This window comes from Clostridium aceticum, assembly GCF_001042715.1.
Taxonomy (GTDB): domain Bacteria; phylum Bacillota; class Clostridia; order Peptostreptococcales; family Natronincolaceae; genus Andreesenella; species Andreesenella acetica.
The window spans coordinates 3272672-3295392 of the sequence record NZ_CP009687.1; the positions used below are offsets into that span (position 1 = coordinate 3272672).

The 22721-nt window shown below is 39.1% G+C and carries 15 protein-coding genes, 3 pseudogenes and 2 riboswitches; of the genes and pseudogenes, 3 read left to right on the forward strand and 15 right to left on the reverse strand.

The window, feature by feature from the left end:
* Positions 1 to 645 precede the first annotated feature (645 nt).
* From CACET_RS15045 to CACET_RS20570, 6 genes are all read right to left on the reverse strand, one after another.
* On the reverse strand, positions 646 to 1332 hold the full coding sequence (locus CACET_RS15045; protein WP_044824442.1) for an MgtC/SapB family protein: 687 nt from the start codon (positions 1330 to 1332) through the stop codon (positions 646 to 648).
* A gap of 72 nt (positions 1333 to 1404) precedes the next feature.
* A complete protein-coding gene (locus CACET_RS15050; RefSeq protein WP_158386089.1) occupies positions 1405 to 1737 on the reverse strand; it encodes a magnesium transporter MgtE N-terminal domain-containing protein in 333 nt (110 codons plus the stop codon).
* Positions 1738 to 1971: 234 nt separating this feature from the next.
* Positions 1972 to 2139, reverse strand: a riboswitch (M-box (ykoK) riboswitch).
* Between the two features lie 15 nt (positions 2140 to 2154).
* Positions 2155 to 3522, reverse strand: coding sequence for a magnesium transporter (gene mgtE / locus CACET_RS15055; RefSeq protein ID WP_044824440.1), 1368 nt, complete (start codon positions 3520 to 3522; stop codon positions 2155 to 2157).
* The gene (locus CACET_RS20565; protein ID WP_158386091.1) at positions 3462 to 3614 is read right to left on the reverse strand and encodes a hypothetical protein; all 153 of its coding nucleotides are present in this window, start codon (positions 3612 to 3614) and stop codon (positions 3462 to 3464) included. The genes mgtE and CACET_RS20565 overlap by 61 nt, the downstream gene beginning before the upstream one ends.
* Positions 3615 to 3789: 175 nt before the next feature.
* A riboswitch (M-box (ykoK) riboswitch) is annotated at positions 3790 to 3962 on the reverse strand.
* Between the two features lie 614 nt (positions 3963 to 4576).
* On the reverse strand, positions 4577 to 5428 hold the full coding sequence (locus CACET_RS15060) for a DUF6544 family protein (protein WP_044824439.1): 852 nt from the start codon (positions 5426 to 5428) through the stop codon (positions 4577 to 4579).
* Between the two features lie 220 nt (positions 5429 to 5648).
* Entirely contained in the window at positions 5649 to 5798 is a 150-nt protein-coding gene (locus CACET_RS20570) for a hypothetical protein (protein WP_158386093.1), read from the reverse strand.
* Here CACET_RS20570 and CACET_RS21250 point away from each other — a divergent pair.
* Positions 5789 to 5845, forward strand: a pseudogene (locus CACET_RS21250) (hypothetical protein); the annotation flags it as partial. The gene CACET_RS20570 and the pseudogene CACET_RS21250 sit on opposite strands and share 10 nt — an antisense overlap.
* 207 nt (positions 5846 to 6052) lie before the next feature.
* Complete coding sequence (locus CACET_RS19950) at positions 6053 to 6232, forward strand: tyrosine-type recombinase/integrase (RefSeq protein WP_341412633.1); 180 nt, start codon at positions 6053 to 6055, stop codon at positions 6230 to 6232.
* Positions 6233 to 6444: 212 nt separating this feature from the next.
* Here the strand turns inward: CACET_RS19950 and CACET_RS21375 are convergent.
* The 6 genes and pseudogenes from CACET_RS21375 to CACET_RS20980 form a co-directional block, all read right to left on the reverse strand.
* Positions 6445 to 6585, reverse strand: a pseudogene (locus CACET_RS21375) (phosphoribosyltransferase-like protein); the annotation flags it as partial.
* 92 nt (positions 6586 to 6677) lie between these two features.
* Entirely contained in the window at positions 6678 to 8597 is a 1920-nt protein-coding gene (locus tag CACET_RS15065; protein WP_052661339.1) for a heavy metal translocating P-type ATPase, read from the reverse strand.
* Entirely contained in the window at positions 8597 to 9001 is a 405-nt protein-coding gene (locus tag CACET_RS15070; RefSeq protein WP_082058165.1) for an ArsR/SmtB family transcription factor, read from the reverse strand. Before CACET_RS15070 ends, CACET_RS15065 begins: the two co-directional genes overlap by 1 nt.
* 723 nt (positions 9002 to 9724) lie before the next feature.
* A complete protein-coding gene (locus CACET_RS15075) occupies positions 9725 to 13150 on the reverse strand; it encodes a chemotaxis protein CheB (RefSeq protein WP_052661337.1) in 3426 nt (1141 codons plus the stop codon).
* A gap of 149 nt (positions 13151 to 13299) precedes the next feature.
* Entirely contained in the window at positions 13300 to 13521 is a 222-nt protein-coding gene (locus tag CACET_RS21380) for a transposase (RefSeq protein WP_082058163.1), read from the reverse strand.
* A 477-nt stretch (positions 13522 to 13998) separates the two neighbouring features.
* Entirely contained in the window at positions 13999 to 17835 is a 3837-nt protein-coding gene (locus CACET_RS20980; RefSeq protein WP_242846910.1) for an InlB B-repeat-containing protein, read from the reverse strand.
* A gap of 600 nt (positions 17836 to 18435) precedes the next feature.
* Here CACET_RS20980 and CACET_RS20985 point away from each other — a divergent pair.
* Positions 18436 to 18828 (forward strand): hypothetical protein, encoded by a 393-nt coding sequence (locus CACET_RS20985; protein ID WP_242846909.1) that lies wholly within the window; start codon positions 18436 to 18438, stop codon positions 18826 to 18828.
* A 686-nt stretch (positions 18829 to 19514) separates the two neighbouring features.
* Here CACET_RS20985 and CACET_RS20990 read toward each other — a convergent pair.
* From CACET_RS20990 to CACET_RS15085, 3 genes and pseudogenes are all read right to left on the reverse strand, one after another.
* Positions 19515 to 19703, reverse strand: a complete 189-nt coding sequence (locus CACET_RS20990; protein WP_242849914.1) for a hypothetical protein — start codon at positions 19701 to 19703, stop codon at positions 19515 to 19517.
* Positions 19704 to 20736: 1033 nt separating this feature from the next.
* Positions 20737 to 21381, reverse strand: a pseudogene (locus CACET_RS21385) (DUF4347 domain-containing protein); the annotation flags it as partial.
* Positions 21382 to 22089: 708 nt separating this feature from the next.
* A complete protein-coding gene (locus CACET_RS15085; protein ID WP_044824436.1) occupies positions 22090 to 22716 on the reverse strand; it encodes a response regulator transcription factor in 627 nt (208 codons plus the stop codon).
* Positions 22717 to 22721 lie beyond the last annotated feature (5 nt).

Below are 22721 nucleotides of genomic sequence, written 5' to 3' on the forward strand. Positions count from 1 at the left end.
AGCTCAATATCTTATGTATCCTCACCCTGCTGGGGGACAAAAACGTATTTTTTGCCAAAATAGCAATTCAAGTTATGTGCAAAAAAAAAAAAAGAATAATACCCTTTAAATATCTTTGTCATATTTGGGAATACTCTATCCTTGCTTTTATAGTGTGCATATGCTGATAAACCTTATTACCGATTTTTCTCATAGTAGCACTTTCATATCCTGTGCTTTAAAACAAATTTTATAGCTGATTCCTTTAGCTTGGTTTTTATCCCCCCTTTTTTTACCTGATGAACGTTTGCTTTAGTATAGGTATTTGTACACTTAACTTATAAATGCAGGTAATAATTATTGGAATTATAGTTAATACAATCTTAGCATAAAACCTACCTAATAGCAATAGATTTTGTAAAATTATGTAGAATTATGTAGAATTATGTAGAATTATGTCGTGCTATGTTTTTTACTTACTTCAGTACTCTTAGTACTTAACCTCATGAGGCAAGGGGCTAATATAGATCTATAGTTTTCTTTGAAATTGTGGAACTTTATCTTTAGTGGGCTTATAAAGAGCGTCATCTAGTGGAGTGCTTCTTTAGCAAAATAAAAAGCCTTGTCATAGCTTAAACATGACAAAGGCATTATAATTAATACTTCTTAATTTTCTACTTCCCAACCCACCGAGCTGATTCCTGATTCTAAACCAATCCTGCTGGCGATTTTTTCAAGAGTTGCATGGTTTTTCATTAAACTCGTTATTCTAGCAACAACTTCTACAGTTTCAGTTCCTGCTATATCCTCACTTTCAAGGTTCGTCAGCATAATATCCTCCCCCTGAAGCATATGAATCAAAAGGGCACGTATATGAAATTCTGCCTTATCTGAGCATACTATCCTCAAGCTATAGACTGTTTCAAATCCTCCCCTAGAAGCAGGTTGCTTTTCAACGGCATGAACAACATGTCTTAAATAAATATTTGCTATTAGTATAAATATGGTACCAATAATTGCCTCCCCTACGAATCCCGTACTGGTTAATACCCCTATGGCAGCAGAGCACCATAGGGTGGCAGCAGTATTTAGTCCTCTAATATTTAGTCCATCTCTAATAATTACTCCAGCTCCTAAAAAACCAATTCCTGAAACAACTTGGGCAGCCATTCTGGTAGGGCTTCCCTCCCCTTCAATCATCATAGATACTGTCACAAATAGGAAAGCACCTAATGCTACCAAAGCATTTGTTCTTATCCCAGCCATTCGTTGCCTTTTCTGTCTTTCAACACCAATAGCTCCCCCTAAAACAAAGGCTATTGTAATTCGTATAATAAAACTTGTAGTAACCATCTTTCCTCCTCCCCTCTACATAGATATCCTAAGGAGTTTATGAACAACCGTAGATATATACTCAATAAAATGTCACTGACCATTAGGATAAAACCTTCTGTCGTAGGCATCCTGTAGCATTATTTCTGAATTATTTATAGCATGCACCTTTGCAGTTGATCTCCTTACTTTATCCCGTGAAAGATGTTTTAGTAGTATAGATTGTCTTTCTCTTCCTAGGCCTTCAAATACCTGTAAAGCCCTTTCTTTTTTTAGGTGTTTAAAAACAATTGCTTGTTCTTCTGGCTTTAACTGTTTAAAGACATGAGTCAGCTTAATAATATCAACTCCGTTGATTAATTCCTTTAAGGCCTTTATATCACCTTTCTTCAAAAATTTCAATAAATTTACTCTGAAGATCGTCATGGGTATCCCTCCTAAATAAGTTATTTTGTTTAAAGGGTCTAGCACTTTTATTTTGGAAAAACTTTTGCTAAGCTTCATGGCCGAATCACTACTGTCTGGCATACCCATCACTCCCCTCAAAGTTTTCTATATGGAAAAACGACCCCAAAGGAATCGTTTAATTTTGATAAACCGAATCATTATCCACAGCAACAATACGATAGCTGTTAAAGATACTATTCATCAAGTAATTCTATATCAACTCCTCCTTTGAGCTTTAGCACTAAATGACGTAGATTCTATTGAATCAGCTATCTTAAGCATACCTTAATCCGATCCTGCCTGTTCTACCCATTGGCGTCTCTCGACATTTTTGGGCAATAGCCTGTGTTCATTTAGGAGCCTCACCTAACAAGTTCTATTTAATTTTAAAAGCTTCTATAAAAGATAACCTAAAAACTGTGTTACTAATACAAAGTATATCAGCAATCCCGAGATGTCTTTGATGGTTGTAATTATTGGATCTGCTCCAGCTGCCTGGTCAATATCTAGTTTAAGCAGTATATATGGTATGAAGAACCCTAATGCTGTTGCCAGTGTCATTGTAATTGCTAGAGCTAATCCTACAGCAATTCCTAACTCAGGAATCCCTTGCCATACAGATGCAATGATTCCTGTAACAGTACCTACCAAGGCACCCATACTTAGTCCAACAAGTGTTTCTTTTCCTAAATGTCCAAAGAATTTCTTTGTGTTGATGTGTCCTAAGATTAAACCCCTGGCAAAGATTGTTGAGGATTGTGTTCCTGCATTACCACCCATATCCATGATCACTGGGATAAAGATGGCTACAGCTGCAATAGCCTCTAGTGCTTCTTCAAATGCATCAATAACCGCTCCAGCCATCAGACCACCAATCATAGTTATAATTAGGAAAGGTAGACGTACCTTCCAAATCTGAAAAACAGATCCGTTTACTAATCGTTCACTACGATCAGACTCTTTACTATTTAAGTCTGCTAAACCCGCCTTATCAAAAATATCCTCAGTTGTTTCTTCTTCAAGAATATCCATTGCATCATCTATTGTAATGATTCCTACTAATCTATTTTCTTTATCTACAACAGGTAAAGCTAGCAAATCTAGTTCTTGTAATGTACGAGCTACCTCCTCTTGATCTGTATCGGTTGAGACTTTTATAATCTTTTTATGCATAATATCTTCAAGCTTCATTTTAGGAGATGCCATCACTAGTTCCCTTAAGGAAAGTACCCCTTCTAGTTTTCTACTTTCATCGGTAATGTAGATAGTATAGATGGTTTCTTTATCTTGGGCATTAGCTCTTACCTTTTCTAATGCTTCAGAAGCTGTATAACTTCTTTTAAGTCTTACATATTCTGTTGTCATGATTCTTCCAGCAGTTTCTTCTTCGTATCCCATAAGCAGGGCTGTTTCTTTACGCTCTTCAGTAGAAAGAGATGCTATTAATTTTTTTGTTACCTTTGCAGGTAGTTCATCCAATAATCTAACACGATCATCTGGTGCTAGCTCTGAAATCATTTCTATAACTTTATCTTCTGTAAAGGATGCTAGTAGTTTTTGTTGAAGATGGGTATCTAGCTGTTCAAATACTAGTAATGCCTTATCTTTAGATAACAGTCGATAAACAATAGCCTGCTCCTCAGAGGATAATTCCCTCATTACATCAAATAATTCAATCGTTTCTGCTTCACTTAATAATTTTTTTAATGACTCCATATCTCTATTTTCCAGATGAGTCCAAATCGTTCTTTTGAATTTTTCCATGATAATCCCTCCAACTTGATTGTAGTTTTAAACTTTTTACCTACCTTTATACATTGCCTACCCCAATTGGGGACATCACTATCACTTTCCATGGACTCACCTCCTAATCTAAAAATAAAAAACGACCTCTCAAAAGAGAAGTCGTATAGTAAACACATCAACAAAGGTACCTATTTTTTTCCATACCTAAGTAACCATAAAGGTTTCTGCTCAGATGCACTCTGAGAATACTTATCATTAAAAATGATTTTCTTTCATAGGTTTTCCACTATAAACTCCTCGTGTGGGTTTTAGCACTAAATGACGTAGATCCAAGTAATTGAATCAGCTATCTTAAGCAGACCTTAATCCGATCATGCCTGTTCTACCCATTGGCGTCTCTGGACGTTTTTGGGCAATAGCCTGTGTTCATTTAGGAGCCTCTCCTAACAAGTTATTTTGTTTTTATTCCTTGTTCATTATATAGTTAACAAATTTCTTTGTCAAGCAGAAATATTTCTTATATTTATTCATACATTTCTATAAGCAAAACCACCAACCAAAGTATAAATTCCCCGATTGGCAGTCAACTCAATATCTTATATTTCAACGTCAAGCTCAACTCCTGACTCCAACTCAATAAGCACTTTATCATCAGAAACTGTAACCCTCTGGACTAGTCTCCTTACCAGTTGCTCATCACAAGTATCTTAAAATTCGTGTAACCTTCTCAACCATAAAGCTATATTTGCTGCCTTTATATTTAAGCTCTAGATTTCCCCTGCTAAAATCCAATTCAATGGAGAATTACCAGCAAAACTTAACTTATTTAATAAGGAATCAATGGTGAATCAATGGGACGGGGGTGTCGCTTCTTGTGTTATAACTTCCAAATAGCAAATAGTACTTGTAAGTACACCAGTAACTCTTGCCAGTTTGCAGGGATTTTCAACTTCCTCTGTGCTTGGTTTCTATTCTACCAAAAACGTTCCTCTTAATATTATATGGTATATTCCTGTTTTGCTCTTTTTTTCTTGCTCTTCTTAGCATACTTTATCCGTCCCTTCGCTTCCAACTAATATGGTATTGGTTTATTATATTGGATTTCTGTAACTTCAAAATTAAACCAGGTAAAGTCTCCATCACCTAATTTCCAGGTGACCTCCCCCTTTGAAGGAACTCTTACTCCTTCAAATTCTTTATAATCCCTCAATGAAATGGACCAAGTCTCTAGACTAAACTCTCCATCAAATTCCCCATATCGTTCAGCCTCGAACTTAATAACCTCTCCGTTATCATTAAAAGTGAATATTCCTGATGCCGTTATATCTCCGTAGGTCATGGTTGCTTTAGCATTATCTTCATCTATTTCTTCCCATGTTATATACTCCTTTAAAACTGCAGATGGAAACCACATCGTCTCAGCAAGATACCTTAACAAAGTGCCTTGATCGATTTCTTTTCCTTCTGAGTCAGCAACAGTAAGTAATGAAAGAGCTTTAATAAGCATATTCCCTTTTCCATCCTGGTATTTGTCTCTTCCTGCAATGTGAATTAACGGAGCCACTTTGATCTTTGCCTTCCAAATAAAGCTTGGCTCTTCTGAAGTAAAATATTGTTCTGCTTCTACTGGCATCCATGGCTTATCCACTCCCAATCTCATATTTGCTTTTTGTTTTAAACGAACAGCTGCTATTTTTTCCATTCCAACAACTCCGGCATATTCCAGCCATATTTGAACATTTTGGGGCAGTCCCTCTATATCCTCCTCCGTCACAATTTCTCCTTTGTTTTCTACATTACTAAAAAGTGTTTTAACTTCTTGTTCTACATTTCCTTTAAATAGAAAATTTGCTATGACTGAGCCAACTATAAATACACCAACAAGTACGGCAATACTAGTTAGCACAAGTGTTGCTTTTGACATGTTATCTCCCCCAATCAAGTTACTACACTACTACACGCCACTGTTTTTCTAAGTTAACCTATTCAAGATTTTATTTATTATGTCTTCCGATTCATCATATCTATTGTTATTACTTGACACTTTCAACATCCTTTCATGATTTGATTATACAATCACGATCCTGTGTCCGTCAAACTTGATATGAGGCAAATGTTTCTATTTATGATTCAATAGACATATCTCAATCATAATCTTTTACATTCATGTGTTTTATAAACTGATTTCCATTGATAAAGTAAATAGTACCACTGCCAATACCATCATCTACAGTATTGTTGAAACAGCTTAAGTCCTTTTCATTATCTCCAGTATCTATTTGAAAGAGTGCCAAATATAGATATTACTAACTCAAATCAAGTTGATGATCTTCTGCCTTAGTCAAAGTCCATATCTATCAAGGTGTGGACATTTTGATGCTTACCTCTCTAGAGCCTGACATCCATTATTTTATATTCTACCGCAGAGTTCCCTGCCCTTAGACCAATCTTCGGAGCAAGAAAACTACCTCCAGAGGCATTACTAATTGATAGGCTCTATAAATAACAGAGGAAAACTACTTCACTTGCAAACTCTGAGACATTATGTATAGTTCTACATAAAAGACATACCCATGCTACAATGTTGCTGGAAGCTGGAGCAAATATTAAGGAGATCCAAAAATGTCTAAGGCATAGTAGACTTGCCACCATGATGGATACTTACTCCCTTATTAGCAGCAAACTAAAACAGGATAGTGTGAATCGTTTTGAAAGCATCACCAAATGATTTGCCACCCATTTAGAAAAAGCAGTGGAAAATGGGTGGCATGGTGACAAATTTTAAGTTGTTTGACCTCTAAGACCCTTCTAAATCCCAGATAGTTTAGCGATGGTTTCCACATGGGCTTTGATAGGCAGATGATAATATTTTGCGGAATAAATAAGGAATCCCCCTTCATTAATCTAAGATAGCACTATAAGTTGCTATACATATTAAGACTATTCTCTATTATTATATTTCCTGTTTAATAAGGGCTTCCAGCCATTACTTTCACTCCATAAAACAAAGGGACAATAATTTGGTATATTTCTATAAGCCATAGAAAATGATCTAAATCCTAAAGTAGCTAATTTTTCATACCCTAAAAGCCTTAACTATTTTTCGTTATTATTATTGTAGTAATGATTCTATTATTGTATATAATAGTATTTACCCGATGGTTTATAGGCTATTAACTATGTGCTTTTTCCATTTCTCTTTCTACACTCTTATAGTCATAATCTTGTTGTCGATGAAAGCGATAGAGACCCAAAGAGTTCAATACAACGATAATAGCACCTAAGTTATGGATAATAGCTGCCATTACAGGTCCAATCCATCCATAAACCGCTGCAATTAATGCAAATACGTTAATACCATTAGCCAACCATAGGTTTGTTTTAATAGTGGTAACTGTACGTTTGCTTAATTGTAAAGCTAGTGGAATTTTTTCAATAGCATCTGATAGAAGAGCTATATCTGCCGCTTCGATTGCCACATCCGTCCCTGTTTTACCCATTGCTACGCCAACATCCGCTTGCATCAGGGCAGGAGCATCATTAATACCATCCCCAATCATTAGCACTTTTTTTCCAACGCTTTGAAGTTCCTTTACAATATCTAATTTTTCATGGGGCAGTAAAGAAGCATAGACATGATCGATCTCTAATTCACTAGCAATTCTCTTTGCCACATATTCATTATCCCCCGTAGCCATTCTAATATCTTTTATGCGCTTACTTTTTAGCTCTCTAATAGTAGCTATAGCCTTTTGTCGAATCGGATCATCAATTGCCATCATCCCAACCAGTGTCTGATTATATACAATAAAAATTGTTGTGTGCCCTTGGTCATTCCAGTGATTTTGCTTATTAGAAATCACGTCATTTACTTCCATATTTAAATATTTAAGCACACTTTTGTTTCCTATATAGGCCTTGTTTCCATTAACCATTCCTTCAATTCCAATACCTACTATACTTTTCCATTCGCTAGCTAACTCCCAGCTTATACCTTCCTTGGTAGCAGCTCTAGTGATTGCTTTTGCAATATGATGTTCTGATAAACCTTCTAGACTTGCCGCTAACTTCAATAGACTTTGTCGATCCCAATCTGGATGGATTAACCCTATGTCAACAATTTCAGCCTTTCCACTTGTAAGTGTGCCGGTTTTATCAAATATAATTGTATCAATTTTACTTATGGCTTCTAGTGCCGGTGCTCCCTTGATTAAGACACCTAATTGTGCTCCTCTACCAACACCTGTCATAACAGCAGTTGGAGTGCTTAATAACATCCCACAGGGACAGAAGACAATCAATACCGTAACAGCTCGAACGATATCTTGAGTAAATAAAAATACTAACCCTGCTATCGTAATACTCATAGGGACAAACCAACCGGCTACTCGATCAATCAACCTCTGAATGGGGGCCTTCTCTTCCTGTGCTTTCTTAACTAACTGCAAGACTCGTCCTATCAGTGAATCCTCCCCCACCTTATCTACTTCCACGTATATTGCTTGGCTTTGATTTAAACTTCCCCCATATACAGACTCACCTATATATTTCTCAATCGACTTTGATTCACCGGTAAGTGGTGATTCATCTACATAAGTAGTTCCCGCTATCACTTTCCCATCAGCAGGAATCCGCTCTCCTGGTTTCACCAGCAATAAATCATCAACTTTTATTTCCTTGCTAGGTATAATCGTTTCTGTAGAATCTTGAATTGAAGCTACCTTTCTTGCTTCCGTCGGTACAATATGTAGTAAATTCTCTAAGGCTTTAGCTGATTTTCTAACAGAGTATGTTTCTAGTAGTTCTCCTATAATCATAATCAAAGCAACCTCAGCAGCTGCTAAATATTCACCTATTGCAATTGCCGCTACCATAGCGATAGTAACTAATAAACCAATCTTCGTTTTTCGTTGCAAAAAAAGAGCACGAATAGCTCCTATATATATGGGGTAACCTCCGATAATCGCTGCAATTAAAGCAGTATCTATGGTTAAAATTTTTGGCAATATTTTTGTTATAGAAAGTAATATAAGGACAGCTGTAACCACTGCAATATGAAAATCTTGTTGGTGTTCTTTATAAAATTCCTTCATTAAAAATCATCCTCCTCTGATAAATGGGTACGAGCCGTATTAAATAATAACGCTATATGCTCATCATCTAGGGAGTAGTAGACACTTTGTGCTTGTTTGCGTGTCTTCACCAGTCGTAACTGACGTAGTCCTTTCAATTGATGAGAGATAGCAGAAACACTAATGTTTACCGTATCCGCTAAGTGCTCAACACACAACTCATTAGCCTCCATTAATGCAAATATTATTCTTAACCGTGTTTGACTTCCCATGACTTTAAAGAGTTCTTCTAGCCGAAGAAAAAATACATCTTCAGGCATTTCTCTTTTTACTTTTTGAAGAGCCTCTTCACTTGAGCATTTGTGGTCACTGGTGCAAATATGACCATCTAAACACTTTTGTTCAAAAGAACAGTCTTTTTTCATAACATAATCCTCCTCTACACTGATTTTTTTCTTTACTACTTAGTGTCTAACCATACAAGTTGTAATAAAACTTTTACAACTTAGTGTACAATAGCGGAGTCATGGGGACGGTTCATCTGGCAGACATGTTTTTATGTGCCTGAGGAACTATCCCTGTAGCGCAGCGAATGTAATATATTTACTACAACTTATATATACTAATTTTATTGAGTATTTGAATATATATTCAAATACTCAATAAAATTAGTATAACAGTCTCTGTTAAATTTGTAAATAATTTTTTTGTCCATAGACAGGGACATATCTAGGGAAATAAGGGGACGGGGTTGTCGCTTCTTTGTTATAACTTCATTACTACTCTCTTTATTATATTTAATAAATAACGCTATAGCTAGATCTATGTTTCTCATAACTCCTGCTTTTATTATGATATATTCCTACTTTGATTTTTTTATTGCCCTTTTTGGCATACTATCACCTCAAGATAAAGCCGCTTAGGAAAGCAGCAACTCCGTCCCTTTGCTTCCAAAACTAAAACTACGATACACGTTGAAGGTATCGTAGTTTTAGTTTTTTAGCAATAAGTTTAAAGTGAATTTACTACCCTAATAATAAACCTTTCTGCATACATCTTTTGGGGTAGCAAATTGATATTATTACGAAAATACTTTGTGATTACTTAAAGGGATCTCGATTGGGGATTGTGTGTGGTGAAATTTGGATTTATTGCTTTTGTAGTTTATAAATATCTGAAAACTCTATATTTATTTTTTCTACATTGTTTTGTTGTTTGACTTCTGCTTTTATTATATTACTATCTTCTGGGACTGTTTTTACCGGTATTTCAATAAGAAACTCTGTCCCTTTACCATATTCACTTTGAACAGAAATTTTTCCTGCATGCATAACCACTAGGGATTTAACTAGCGATAGTCCTATACCACTACCTTCATGCCTTCTAGCAAGGGATTTATCCACTTGCCTAAAGCGCTCGAAAATAATTTTTTGTTTATCCTTCGATATACCAATACCTGAATCCTTTACAGAAATTAGAATAGTTGCTCCCTTATCTTTTATATTTAGATTTATACTACCACCCTGGTCAGTAAACTTTACCGCATTTGATAAAAGGTTTAGTATAATTCTTTCAATGCTGTCTAAATCACATGCCGTGATCTTTTCTTCTACATCTGTATCAAATATCAGTCCTATACCTTTATTTTTTATATAATCTGATACTGACAATGCAATATTTTCAACTATGTTTACAATATTATAATTTTTCTGATGGATTTCAAAAAAACCTGCATCAATTTTTGTACTATCAATCATGTTGTTTACAAGTCTTAACTGCCGATAACAGTTTTGTTTTATAATATTAAAATACTTCTCCCGTTTATCAGATCCATCCTTTGTCCCTATACTTTTCCTTTGGCTTTCTAGAAGTTGTAAGGTACTCATGATGACATTCAAAGGCGTCCGAAGTTCATGGGAAAGGTTGCTAAAGAAATCATTTTTCAAATCATCTAATGCAATTGCCTCTTTTAACTCTTCTTTACTTTTACGTTGATTTTCTTCTGCTTCCTTCCGGGCTGTAATATCTACAAGAGAGGTAACAATACCCTTTATAGCATTTTCATTTGTACGGAATGGAGAATATTTTAATATATACCACTTATTGCTCAGGCTCTTGATTTCCTTTTCAACTGGAACTAGGTTATCCATCACATCACGGCACACTTCAATTAAATCCTCATTTTTAAAGTTATGTGATATATGGCTTATTGGGCGCCCTATATCCTGTTCTATAAGATTAATTTCCCTTGCAATCGCTGGTGTAAACTTCCTCACGCATAGGTTGGAATCTAAAAACAAAGTACCTATATCTGTACTGTTTAAGAAATTTGTCATATCATTATTTAAATCAGCCAATTCTTGTATCTTATACTCGTATTGTGTGTTTACAACCATCAATTCTTCATTGACGGACTGAAGTTCTTCATTCGTACTATGCATTTCCTCATTAGAAACCAACAATTCCTCATTGGCTGATTGCAACTCTTCGCTTGACGTCTCTAATTCTTCTATGGTGGATTGAAGGCTCTCCTTGGTATACTGAAGCTCTTGTTCTAAGTCAGCTATACGGCTATGCAATTCGCCTACTGTATCAAAATTTTCAACATAATCTTCGTGGCTGCCACTACTTTGGATTTCTTCAAATATTACATAAATAAGCAAACCACTCTTCTTTGTAAACAGTGGTTTAACAACAAGATTAATGTTGTTTTCCTCTTGAGCTAACTTGACTTTAATATTTGAATAAGCAACTGTTTTCCTCTCTTTTCTAACCTTGCTGATTGCAGTTCCAAGGGCGGTTGATAGCTCCTTCGGCACCATCTTTTGTATGTCATAGCATACCCTTCCCCTGGGTACCTTCAAGTATTTATCCACATCACCACAAATCTGTACAAGTTCACCATTCTCGTCAAGCAGCACACTTGGTGGTAAACATTCTTCTATCAAAATTGTTTGGATACCTTCCATTTCCCACTTGTTCCTTTCTACTCCAGTAAAATAATCTTCTTCAGGTTTTGACTGAATTACCTTGATATCTGTCGATATACCGGAAAAATCCTCTACAGGTGGCCGCTTCTTTATATTATTTCTTTTATAGATCTTCCACTTGGCATCAAATGTAGAAAAATATTTGTCCATTTCTCCGGTAGTTTCACTGGTCCCTAAAAACATAAATCCATTTGTTTCAAGAGCAAACTGAAAAGTTGAGATAATCCTTTTTTGAAGACTAGGTTGGAAATAAATCAATAGATTTCTACAAGTTAAAAGATCAATTTTATAAAAAGGCGGATTGTTTATTACGTTGTGACTTGAAAAAATAACCATTTCACGAATAAATTTTGAAACATGGTAACCATCCCTTTTTTTAATGAAATAACGGTTCAAACGTTCAAGGGATACATCTTCGGCGATACTATCGGGATAAACTCCCTTGCTGGCATATTCTATTGACTTAATGTCAATATCTGTAGCAAAAACCTTTACGGTTATATTTCTTTGAGTATAATCCATATGCTCTTTAAATAATATTGCTATTGAATATGCTTCCTCCCCAGTCGAACATCCAGCCACCCAAACCCTGACGACAGCATTGTCTGTCTTTCTATCAATAATTTCAGGAATAACTTTATTTTTCATCACGTCAAAAGCATTGGAATCCCTAAAGAATCTTGTTACTCCTATCAATAAACTATTGTATAAACACTCTATCTCTTCTGGAGTTTCCTTTAAGTATGAAAGATACTCCTCTAGTGTCTGTATTTGACATATTCTTATCCTTCTATTAAGACATCGCAGGACAGTGCTCTGCTTATAAAGACTGAAATCAGTGGCGTATAGATTTTTAATTAGATTATAAATTTGCGACAAGATATCAGTTGCTTCATCAGATTTTTGCTCTTCGTCTTCTATTACATTCATCAACCAAGATTGATTTATATATTTCAATAATTTTTCAGGCATGCTGGAGGGAGATAAAATAAAGTCGCAGATATTCGTTGCAATCACACTTTTAGGCATTCCATTGAATTTTGCAGTCTTCACATCTTGTGCTATTACAATGCCTCCAGCCTCCTTTATTGCCCTGCAACCCCGTGTACCATCACTTCCTGTACCTGATAGTATGATTCCTATGGATTTTTCATTCATATCTTCTGCCAGTGATTCAAAAAAAGTGTTTATGGTGAGATTAACCTTCTTAATTTGGTTTTGTTCACTTAGTAAAAACTGATTACGTGAAACTTCAACAGTAAACTTTGGAGGGTTTAGGTAAACACATCCTGGGACAATTTTCATTCCCTTCTCTATCTGATATACTTTCATTTCCGTATTTCTGGATAGTATTTCAGGCATGAGACTTTTAAAGTCAGGAGATAAGTGTTGGATTACTACAAAAGCCATATTACTGGCTGGTGGCATGTTTGCAAAAAACTGTTCTAGGGCTTCTAGTCCCCCAGCCGATGCCCCTATACCTACAACATAGAAATCCTCAGTTTCTGTAGATGAACCACTTTTATCTAATTCTGGTTGAATTATTATATTTTGACCTCCATCAAAGGTGCTTGCATCAGCCATCTTATTTTCCCCCTCAAACTGCATATATAAAAATTTTTACAAAATATTTCTGTAAATCTAAATTATACCACATATTTGGTCCTTTTGTACCCTTTTATACATTTTCCTTCAAGCCAATTATGCATATCATGTGCCTTTGGAGCTTTGTATCAAGAAAATATTAAATTATCTTCTGTAAAGTTTCCACCTATACGTCTCATTATCTGTTCTAAAGGTTCCTCCTTTTCCTTAAGCAATAGATGTAAATGATTGTCCATTACGCAATAGGCATATATTTTATATTTACACTTTTCTTTATACCTTAATAGGGTTTTTAGTAATCGTTTCTTGTCTTCCTTTGCATTATCATCACCTCGAATTTGGTTTATAATACCACTTTCTCCTAATCAGCAATAGATATACCTTTTAATGCTGTAGGATAAACGCTGTAATATAATAGAGGAAAAAAAAAGAAGCATGAACTCCGTCCCTTTGCTTTCCTTCCCTTTGCTTTCCTTCTTTGCTTTCCTTTTTAACATACACATAAATCATGCTTTTCATAGCTTTTTTAATTACTACACCTGATTCAATTTGATTGTCTACCACATTAAATATAATATTTAATGTTATTCTTAGTTTACATTTAATAGTTTTGAGGGGGTATAGTCATATAACTTGAAATCTATAGCAAATATTTTCTACTGAGAAAGTTATCCCCAAAATAAAACTCCCCTAAACTTATTATCATCTAGGGGAATATATATTACTCTTTGACTTTCATCTAAATCCTTGTAAACCACTGACTTCAGTTTATTTCTTCTCTATCAATACTACACACCCTTAAAATACTCCATTTGTTCCATTACTTATTATTTATTAATCAGCTTCGATTCCACCAATAGGTTCTTAATTGCCTGTGCTGCTTCTGCATAGGTCAGGTTTGCTTTTGGGGAAATTGTTGTTGAGGTTGTTCCGCTGAAAACATAGGCAGATAATACTTCTTTTACGTATGATGTCGCCCAACTTCCGACCTGATTATAGTCTGTATAGTTTTGATATCTGTTTTCATCTCTTCCTACAAGTTTTGTGATCTTCATTGCCTTTTGATACATGGTCATCGCTTCTTCTCGGGTGATTAGTGAATCCGGTCTAAAGGTTCCGTCCGGATATCCTGCTACAATTCCGTATTCGCTTGCAATCAGAATAGCTAGTGTTCTATCTCCTGCTGCACTGACGTCACTGAACTTATTGCCATGCGTTGGACCTTCTCTATAAAGTCCCAGCGCTCTTACAATATACTCTGCAAAGTCTGCTCTCGTGATTGCCTTATCCGGTGAAAAGCTATCAGGGTTAAAGACAACCAATCTTGATGCCATGTCATTGACTGCATCCTTTGACCAATGGCTTGCCACTGATGCCACAGTCACTGGATTCCGAATAACGGAGTAGGCAGAGTTGGTTAAGGAGTTCAGTTTTGCATACCACTTACCGTCCTTTTGGTATATTGATGTTGGTATATGGCTGTATGTCCCGTCTGGGTTGAATACAATACCCGTTGTGATTTTACTTGGATCTAACCCTGCCGGAATTTCCATGACCCGCTCTACATAGTTACTGAACCTGCTGATTTGCAACTCATCTGTTCTCCCATCAGCTCTTGTTGTTTTTGCTACTACTTCAAAGGATACTGGTGGGAATACTAACTCAGCGCCATTTGCTTTGACAACTTCGCTGTACTTTTCAACCACCTTTTCATCTAGCTTCGTGATTTTTATTTCCACTTTAATATCAGTAAGATTCGTTTCCTTAATTCCAAGGTTTTCTGCTACTTTGCTGATAGTGAATTCTTCTGCCGGAATAATATATTCTATATTATCATGTTTAACAGATACATTGAAGGTGTTCTCTTCCAGCTTCTTAACTATATCTCCGGTAAGCTCTACTTTAATAACTTCTGACTTTGCATCCGCAACAAGAACTTGAATGATATTACCCATTCCGGTTGTATTGTTTTTAATGGCTTCATCTATTTTGCTCTCAATGATTTTATTGTCAACTTCTACAGTTACCGTTGATTTTCCATCTTCAGTTGTCTTTGTTTCTTTTCCGATATTTTGTTCTTGTCCGTTTACTATAACGATTGCTTGTGTCTCTGTTGTTGTAGTTGGTGTAGGTGCTGGGGTTGGAGTTGGTGCGGTCGTTGTGCCACCCCCTGATGAACCTCCACCACTTGAGATTTTAGTCCACATTGCATAGAGGTTGAGGTTGGTTGTTGACATAATTAAGGTTGAGCCTTGTGTATAGCTGCTTCCTTGTCCATTGGCTTGCGTATTCCAGCCTCTAAAGGTATATCCGGTTTTCACCAGGTTTCCTGTATTCTCCCGCACTGTAACGATAGCTCCCTCTGGATATGCATTGCTGTCTGTCGGTACACTTCCTCCCGTACTTCCATTGCCGTGGTAATTTATGTTGTTCAAGCTAACGACGACTTCTGCTGTTAGTGGCGTAGTGCTATGATTTAGCTTGCTTTGGTTTATTGATATGGTTCCTATACCCTGAGTATTTAATGAACCATAAACTGCTAAAGTTACTGTATTGCTGCTATTATCTACTAAATCTAGATTTAATGTGTTAAATGCGCCTCCTAGATTTATGTCACTTGCATATACAGAGCCTGTCACTGTGTCATTATACACGCTTAATATAAAGGTCTGATTGAAATTAATATTTCCCCTAACGTTATCCGGACTTGCTGTCATTCTGATGCTGCTTGAGTCAATCCACTTGGCATACAAAGTTATGTTTTCGCTGCCCATTGTAAAGGTGGATCCTGCCGAATAGTTTGTTCCATTACCGTCAGCTGCAGTATTCCAGCCTCCAAAGGTATATCCGATTTTTATCAAGTTACCAGTATTACCTAGTACTGTTGCTATTGCATTTTCTTCGTAGCTGTTGCTGTCGGTTGGTACTGTTCCCCCTGTACTGCCGTTACCGTCATAGGTTACGGTGTAAGTGGGATTCGGTATCCACTGGGTGTAAAGGGTTACGTTACTGCTGCCTATGGTGAATGTGTTTCCAGGTGCATAGTTTGTTCCCTTTCCATCAGCTGCGGTATTCCATCCGCCAAAGGTATAGCCAGTTCTTATCAAACTGCCGGTGTTGCCTAATACTGTTACTGTTGCATTCTCTATATAGCTGCTGCTATCGGTGGGTACTGTTCCCCCTGTACTGCCGTTACCGTCATAGGTTATGGTAAACATAGTAGCCACAGTAATGGCAAAGGATTTTTCAAAGCTGTTGCCATCGGAGTCCGTTACCCTCACTCTTATGTCATAGTTGCCGGCAGTCAGGGCGGTATTGGTGCGTAAATTGCTGCCGTTGATGTTAAAGGAACCATTATGGGTATCTCCTGCACCACTTACCAATGTATAGGTGAAGGTATCTACCGGGCTGGCATCGGTAGTGCTGAAGGAGCCTACTTGTGCATTTATTCCTGTTGCCGCAACACCAATGCTGGCGGGTGTCAGGATTATTTCTGTAGGTGAGTTGGCATTAATGGGGTCGTTGGTCTGGGATATAGGTGTTGTATAGGCACTGTTCTCATTACCTACTGTATCCCCCAGTACTATACTCACCGGTATACCTTCCTCTGCCCCCACGTCAGTTCCTCCTTCTGTAACGGTAAACTGAGCGGTATAGGTTGTATCGTTGGTCTTATTTAAATTACTAAGCGCAAAACCACCTACGGTACCTGAGGTTAAGGTGTAGGTATCGGTATCTGATGCTACTGTAATGGTGACGGTAACTGTGTCCCCCACCTTCATACCTGTATTTGGTATAGATACAGCATTAATGACGGGGGGTGTACGATCTATGGTATATACTTCTCCGCTAGTGAAATTGCCGTTTCCAGCACCTGCTCCACCTAGGGGTATTCCACTGCTAGTTGCAGTAATACTGTCGTTGTCCATGAGGTCTAATCGGATTGTCCCGTCACCTGTACCTGTGTTGATGGTCACTGTCCAGGTACTTCCACTGCCGTTGACCTCTGTTACTGATGCTCCGGTGATGGTGCCGGTGGTGATTACGGAAAAGTCACCTACTGCTACTCCTGTCACACTTTCTGAGAAGGTAACGGTATAGTTAACTGTTGATGCATTTGTTACAGAAGCTCCTGTTCGGGTGATGGAAGTAACTGATGGTGTTGTCGCTGGTTGCACCCGAACCGTAGCGCTGTTGCCCTCGTTGTTTCCAACATCGCGACCTTGGATGGTGATTTCGCGCAGTGTGGCGATTTCCGGAACGCTAGATGTGTTGGAATACTGTAATTCACGCAACAATGCCTGATATTCGGTGGCAGAAGCCACCCCTGTCATAGTAATAATGCTATTGCTGGTATAGGTTACGGTAATCGCTCCACGCACTCCACTACCGCCCAACAGAGTCAGCACCTCGTCGGCTCCGTTCTGTGGGTTGGTCAAGGTGATGACGAGCCTATTAAGGTTATCACCGTCAGGCTCGACAATGGTAGCATCACCAGCAATCAGTACCGCGCCGCCTCCCTCTATATGGGCAATCGGCGTTCCGCTGAGCCCACCGATTACCGGTGCAGTAACCAGTGAAACCGTTGCCGTACGCGGAATCGAAGTATCTTCGCCGTCACTGACCGTAACAGTGATTACACGGTCAGTGGTGTCGACAGACATCGCCGTGACGATGTTGTGATACTGGATGCCACGCAGAATGGTCTGATAAACCTCCACACTCGCATGTCCTATGATCGACAGATTCCCGGTGGGCGCCGTGTAGGACGCGCTCAAACCGGCTCCACTGGCCGCCGCCATGGCTGACGCTGACAGACCCAGACTTTCGTTAGCGCCATTAGGCCTGTTGGTCAGGGTGACGGTCATTGAAGTAAGGTGGGTACTGTCCCAGTCGATGATAGTGGCATCGGGTGCAATGGATACTGCTGATCCTTCGACTGAAAAGATCACTGTGCTATCCTCACCAAACTCTCCACCATTCAGGTCAACCTCTGGCGCATCGTTGTTATCGTCGATGGTAATTATTCCGTTCAGTTCTGAGGTCGCCGTGGTTCCTCCAGCTCCATCATCAAGGGTAATATTCACAGATCTACTAATCGCCGTTCTGAAGTTAGTAGGATTCTGACTACTGCTTTCAAAGACCAGCTGTCTAATCAACGCCTGGACGCGGGCGTGGGTGGCGTTGTTGTTAAAACCAAGAGTCAGTGCTTGACCGTTCATACCGTTTGCTACGGCGTGGATGGTGGCGAAGTGGACTCCCACATGTTGGATATTCTGCCCACCCACGAGGGAGATACCGTTCCCCGTGGCAACGCCCAAGGCATCACCATCCTGATAGGCGGCAAGGCTGACGGTCAAGCTACCACCGTCAAGGTTGACATTGTCCACCTGGGTCAGACTAGCATCGCTGACCAACAGCAACGCATTCCCTGTACCTCCAATGAAGGTGCCGCCGATGGTTCCAGTCAGTATTTCGGGATCGTTGTAAGGAATCAGACCCAGTGTGCCAGCCAAAGGGGCACTGCTCAGTCCGCCAGTATCCTCGAACACCGCCGAAACGGTGCGGTTAGCATTATCCCCGAAGTTGGTCGGGTTATCATTGCCTATGACCGTAAAGGTTACGTGGTTGAGCACCGCATTGACTTGCTCCGCTGATGCCTGGTCAGTGAAGGTTACCACCAATACCATCTCAAATCCGCCGGTGACTGTGGCAATCACCTGTCCGTCCATCGACAGTTCACCAGGAGTCACGACGTCGTTGTAGGTCAAGGTGCCTACCGTCGTATCGGCAGTGCCATTGAAGGATATCATATCACCATTCTGATAACCATCGCTGAAAGAAACGGTTAGGATCGCCCCATTGAAACTGCTTTCCACCGAAGTGATCGAAGCATCAGAGAACAGATAGATCGCATCACCGCTCAATGAAGAACCAGAAGCGGTGTTTTCCTGCCAGCTGACCGCGCCCACAATTCCTTCCAGAATAGGGGTGTTATCGGCGGTGGTCACGCCTATGACACTAGGGGATCCCATCAAGTTATTGGCGACATCACGCCCAACCATATAAATATCATACTCGGTGGCCATGGTCAGTCCGTCCACCGTGAAGGTATGGGCAAAGGGAGCATCGGTGCTGACATGGCTACCCGCCGTCACCACTGTCACACCCTCATAACCTTCACCCTCTACCACTTGGACAGAGGTAGGGGCTGTAGCATCTCGTGCTACCACTATATAGAACAGAGTTCCAGCCTCGTTGAGGGTAGCCGATAGTTCAAAACCACTGTCTGTAATGTTAGCCGTCGTTGGGCTCACGCTAAAGACTGGTGGGACATCATCTATTACTGTAATGGCAAAGGATTGCTCAAACCACAATCCTCCCGCGTCAGTACTTCTAATGCGTACAGCGTAACTACCTGCCATACTGGCTGCATTATTGACCCGCAGGCTACTGCCACTGATATTGAATAAGGCGTTATTTGTATCCCCAACTCCCGCCACCAGTGCATAGGCATGACTATCCCCAGCATCTGGGTCTACAGTGGACAGGGTACCCACTACTGCATTGCCGCCGCCTGACTGAGTGACTGTAGTGTTGCTTAGTATTATGTCTGTGGGTGCGTCGTTGATGGAGGTGACGGTGGCTGTGGCTGTCACCGCCGTGCCGTTAACCTGCCCGTCGTTAGGTGTGAGGGTGAAGGTGGTCAGCACGGTGCTAGCTGGCGCCACTTGGTTGGCTGTGGGAGTAAATACCAGAGCCTGCAAACGGTCGGTCAGCTCTGTGGGATTGGCCCCACTTAAGGTATAGTTCCCTGCCGTTCCCGTCAGCCCAGTACCCGACAGGGTACCATTGGCGGCGGGGTAGGTGATGGTAATGGTTCCACCGTCCCCTTCATTGTCCGTAAAGGATAGGGTCGAGAACGACGTAGTAGTAGCGTTATCGTTTAGGCTTACAGATGCGCTGCCGTTGATGACAGGGGAGGTGTTAGGGATGATAGGGTTGTCAAAAACAAAGTTGTTCAAGGCAATATAAAGCTTGTTATCATACTCCCAGCCACTACTTGTGAAGTGAATTTCATCAACATACGAAAAATCTTCTCCAAGAATAACCGTTTGTGGGTATCCTTCATTATAGCCAAAATTATGTGTGGCCACAGGCACAGAGCTTCCGTTCCTATAACCAGTAATTGTACCACCAGTTCCACCATCATCTATTAACTGCACACTTGAAAAGCGAAACTTCTTTGATGCGTCGGATCTAATAATGAATTTATCAGCAGGGTGAAATGAACTCCATAGCAAAATAGTACCTGGAGAGACATCATATTCGCCCATATAATAATCTGTGATCATAATATCGCCTACAGGCGAATTAGTTGTATTAGCAAAATAAAAGGTGTATATAATATCTGGAATGTCTGCCGAGCCCCAAGTCCCGTCTGTTATTACCTGCCCTAGATAGTAGTCCCCAGTCGTGCCTTCACCATGGGTAAATCTAACAGTCCCTGCAACAAGTAAGCCTAGGTAATCCTCCCCTAAGTCCAGAGACGACACACCAATCTCACCCGTCGCCTCCTCCAACACCCAGTTCCCCCCCAGGGTGGCTGCTCCAGTGGCATCGCTTGATGCCGCCACATCAGCCTGGGTGATTCGTGCGATATCCTCGATGAAGGCACGTCCAGCCTCCCCCTGTGCCACGTAGCAGCCATAGAGGAGGATATCCCCCTTCGCCGTCAGGCTGGCGCCAATGCGGGTCAGGGTTTCTGCATGCTCCTCCAGGGTGGCAGCAGTCAGAACCGTGGTACCGATGCGTTTTTCGGCCATAGAGCCGTGAGACAGGATATGCAGGGCGTTTAGGTCCTTCATGCCCTCCAAATGAGCCGCAATCTGCAGCAGCCCGTCTTGGTGGGGATCCAGGACCACAACAAGACGTCCATCCCCCTGTGCACCTTCTTCCAGAACCCTGAAGCCCTCAATGCCACCGTCGATGAACACTACTTCCTCCACCATTAGTGTAGTCTGGATGGAGGTTTGACCTGTATCACCAGCATCAACAGTACTAGCAGGAGTATCAAAACTTATTGTCCTGGAATAAGGTGCTGCTGCATATACCCCTTGAAAATTAAAACTCAAATTCATTAATACAATGGTAAAACAAATAAGTATGCGTAATAGTGTTCTTGTATAACCTGTTTTCTTAAAAAACATCTTTCTTCCCTCCTCATATTGTTTATTAATTTTGAATTGATAAAACACCGGAACCTTTTAGTATCCTAATCTGTGATGGCCTTCATAGATAAAAAGCCTAAAACTTCAATTTCTGGCAGCATTCATTGTTCCTTTTTAAATAAGATTTGTCTTGTATTGATTATATATCCGTATCATTGTATGGGTCAATTCATATTTGAAGGAGCTGAAAAATACAAATTTGAGCTATAGATAAACAACATCAAAACTAAAGTTTGAACTTGCTTATCTATATATCCTAATTTACTTATAGCATCATAAAATATCTCCATATCTTCTATAAATCTTTACCCTTTTTATTTTTGTCTGAACCACATTTTGTCATCTGAATTATCGTTTCTATATGCATTTTGATAGAGTGATCATATTATTTTGCAGAATAACTAGAAAATCCCCTAACTCGCCTAGGGGACCATAATTAGATATTCCATTTTTACCTAAAACCTTCTGTTCTTCGTCTAAATTGTCCCTCCTGTAGAAAAACAGAAGGTATCTCATCCTTTAATTAATAGTTTTCACGTAAATTACGCTATTTTTACATCCCACATAACCTTTAAGGACTGCTATATTTATACAAAATATCCTCTTTGAAGTTCCCCTAAAGCATGTGAGAAAGACCTTAAATATTCGTTATGATATGTTTTGCTGCGGTTTTCCATACATACTATGCTAAAGTAGGTTATTGAAGAAAAAAATAGCAAGTTGGGTTCGATCTCTTAATTCTAGTTTTTCTAAAATAACGCTTATGTAATTTCTCACTGTTCCCTCACTTAAATGCAATTCCTTTGCGATTTCCTTATTTGATAAACCTTTTGAAACCAAAGAAATGATTTCAAATTCCTTATCTAAAATCCCATAGTCTTGATAATCTTTTTTATTTACTTGATTCGTCATAACCGATGGAAGTTTATTAACAATTTCTTCACCAAAAACATTCTGACCAGAATAAACTGCATTTAATGCTGGTATGATGCTGTTGTAATGTTGTTTTAAAATATAACCCTTTGCTCCTATTTTTAATGCCTTAATAATGTATTCATCATCTGCAAAAGTGGTCAAAAAAAGAACTTTTGTATTGGGAAATATATTTAATATTTCTTCAGCTGCTTCCAGCCCATTGATTTTTCCCATTCTAATATCCATTAAAAGAATGTCAGGTTGATGCTCTTTATATAGTTTTATAGCATCTTCCCCACTATTGGCTATTGCCAACACTTCAAAACCATCATTGGCCTCTATTATAGTTTTTAATGATGATGAGACAAGAACATCGTCATCTACGATTACTATTTTCACATTAT

Excerpts from the sequence above, each read along its gene's own strand:
- CACET_RS15075 (WP_052661337.1), bottom strand. The coding sequence starts at position 13,150 with ATGGCTGATGCAAGCACCTTTGATGGAGGTCAAAATATAATAATTCAA.
- CACET_RS15045 (WP_044824442.1), bottom strand. The coding sequence starts at position 1,332 with ATGGTTACTACAAGTTTTATTATACGAATTACAATAGCCTTTGTTTTA.
- CACET_RS20565 (WP_158386091.1), bottom strand. The coding sequence starts at position 3,614 with ATGGAAAGTGATAGTGATGTCCCCAATTGGGGTAGGCAATGTATAAAG.
- mgtE (WP_044824440.1), bottom strand. The coding sequence starts at position 3,522 with ATGGAAAAATTCAAAAGAACGATTTGGACTCATCTGGAAAATAGAGAT.
- CACET_RS15065 (WP_052661339.1), bottom strand. The coding sequence starts at position 8,597 with ATGAAGGAATTTTATAAAGAACACCAACAAGATTTTCATATTGCAGTG.
- CACET_RS15060 (WP_044824439.1), bottom strand. The coding sequence starts at position 5,428 with ATGTCAAAAGCAACACTTGTGCTAACTAGTATTGCCGTACTTGTTGGT.
- CACET_RS20980 (WP_242846910.1), bottom strand. The coding sequence starts at position 17,835 with ATGTCTGTCGACACCACTGACCGTGTAATCACTGTTACGGTCAGTGAC.
- CACET_RS20985 (WP_242846909.1), top strand. The coding sequence starts at position 18,436 with ATGTTGGATATTCTGCCCACCCACGAGGGAGATACCGTTCCCCGTGGC.
- CACET_RS20990 (WP_242849914.1), bottom strand. The coding sequence starts at position 19,703 with ATGCTGGGGATAGTCATGCCTATGCACTGGTGGCGGGAGTTGGGGATA.
- CACET_RS15070 (WP_082058165.1), bottom strand. The coding sequence starts at position 9,001 with ATGAAAAAAGACTGTTCTTTTGAACAAAAGTGTTTAGATGGTCATATT.
- CACET_RS15050 (WP_158386089.1), bottom strand. The coding sequence starts at position 1,737 with ATGACGATCTTCAGAGTAAATTTATTGAAATTTTTGAAGAAAGGTGAT.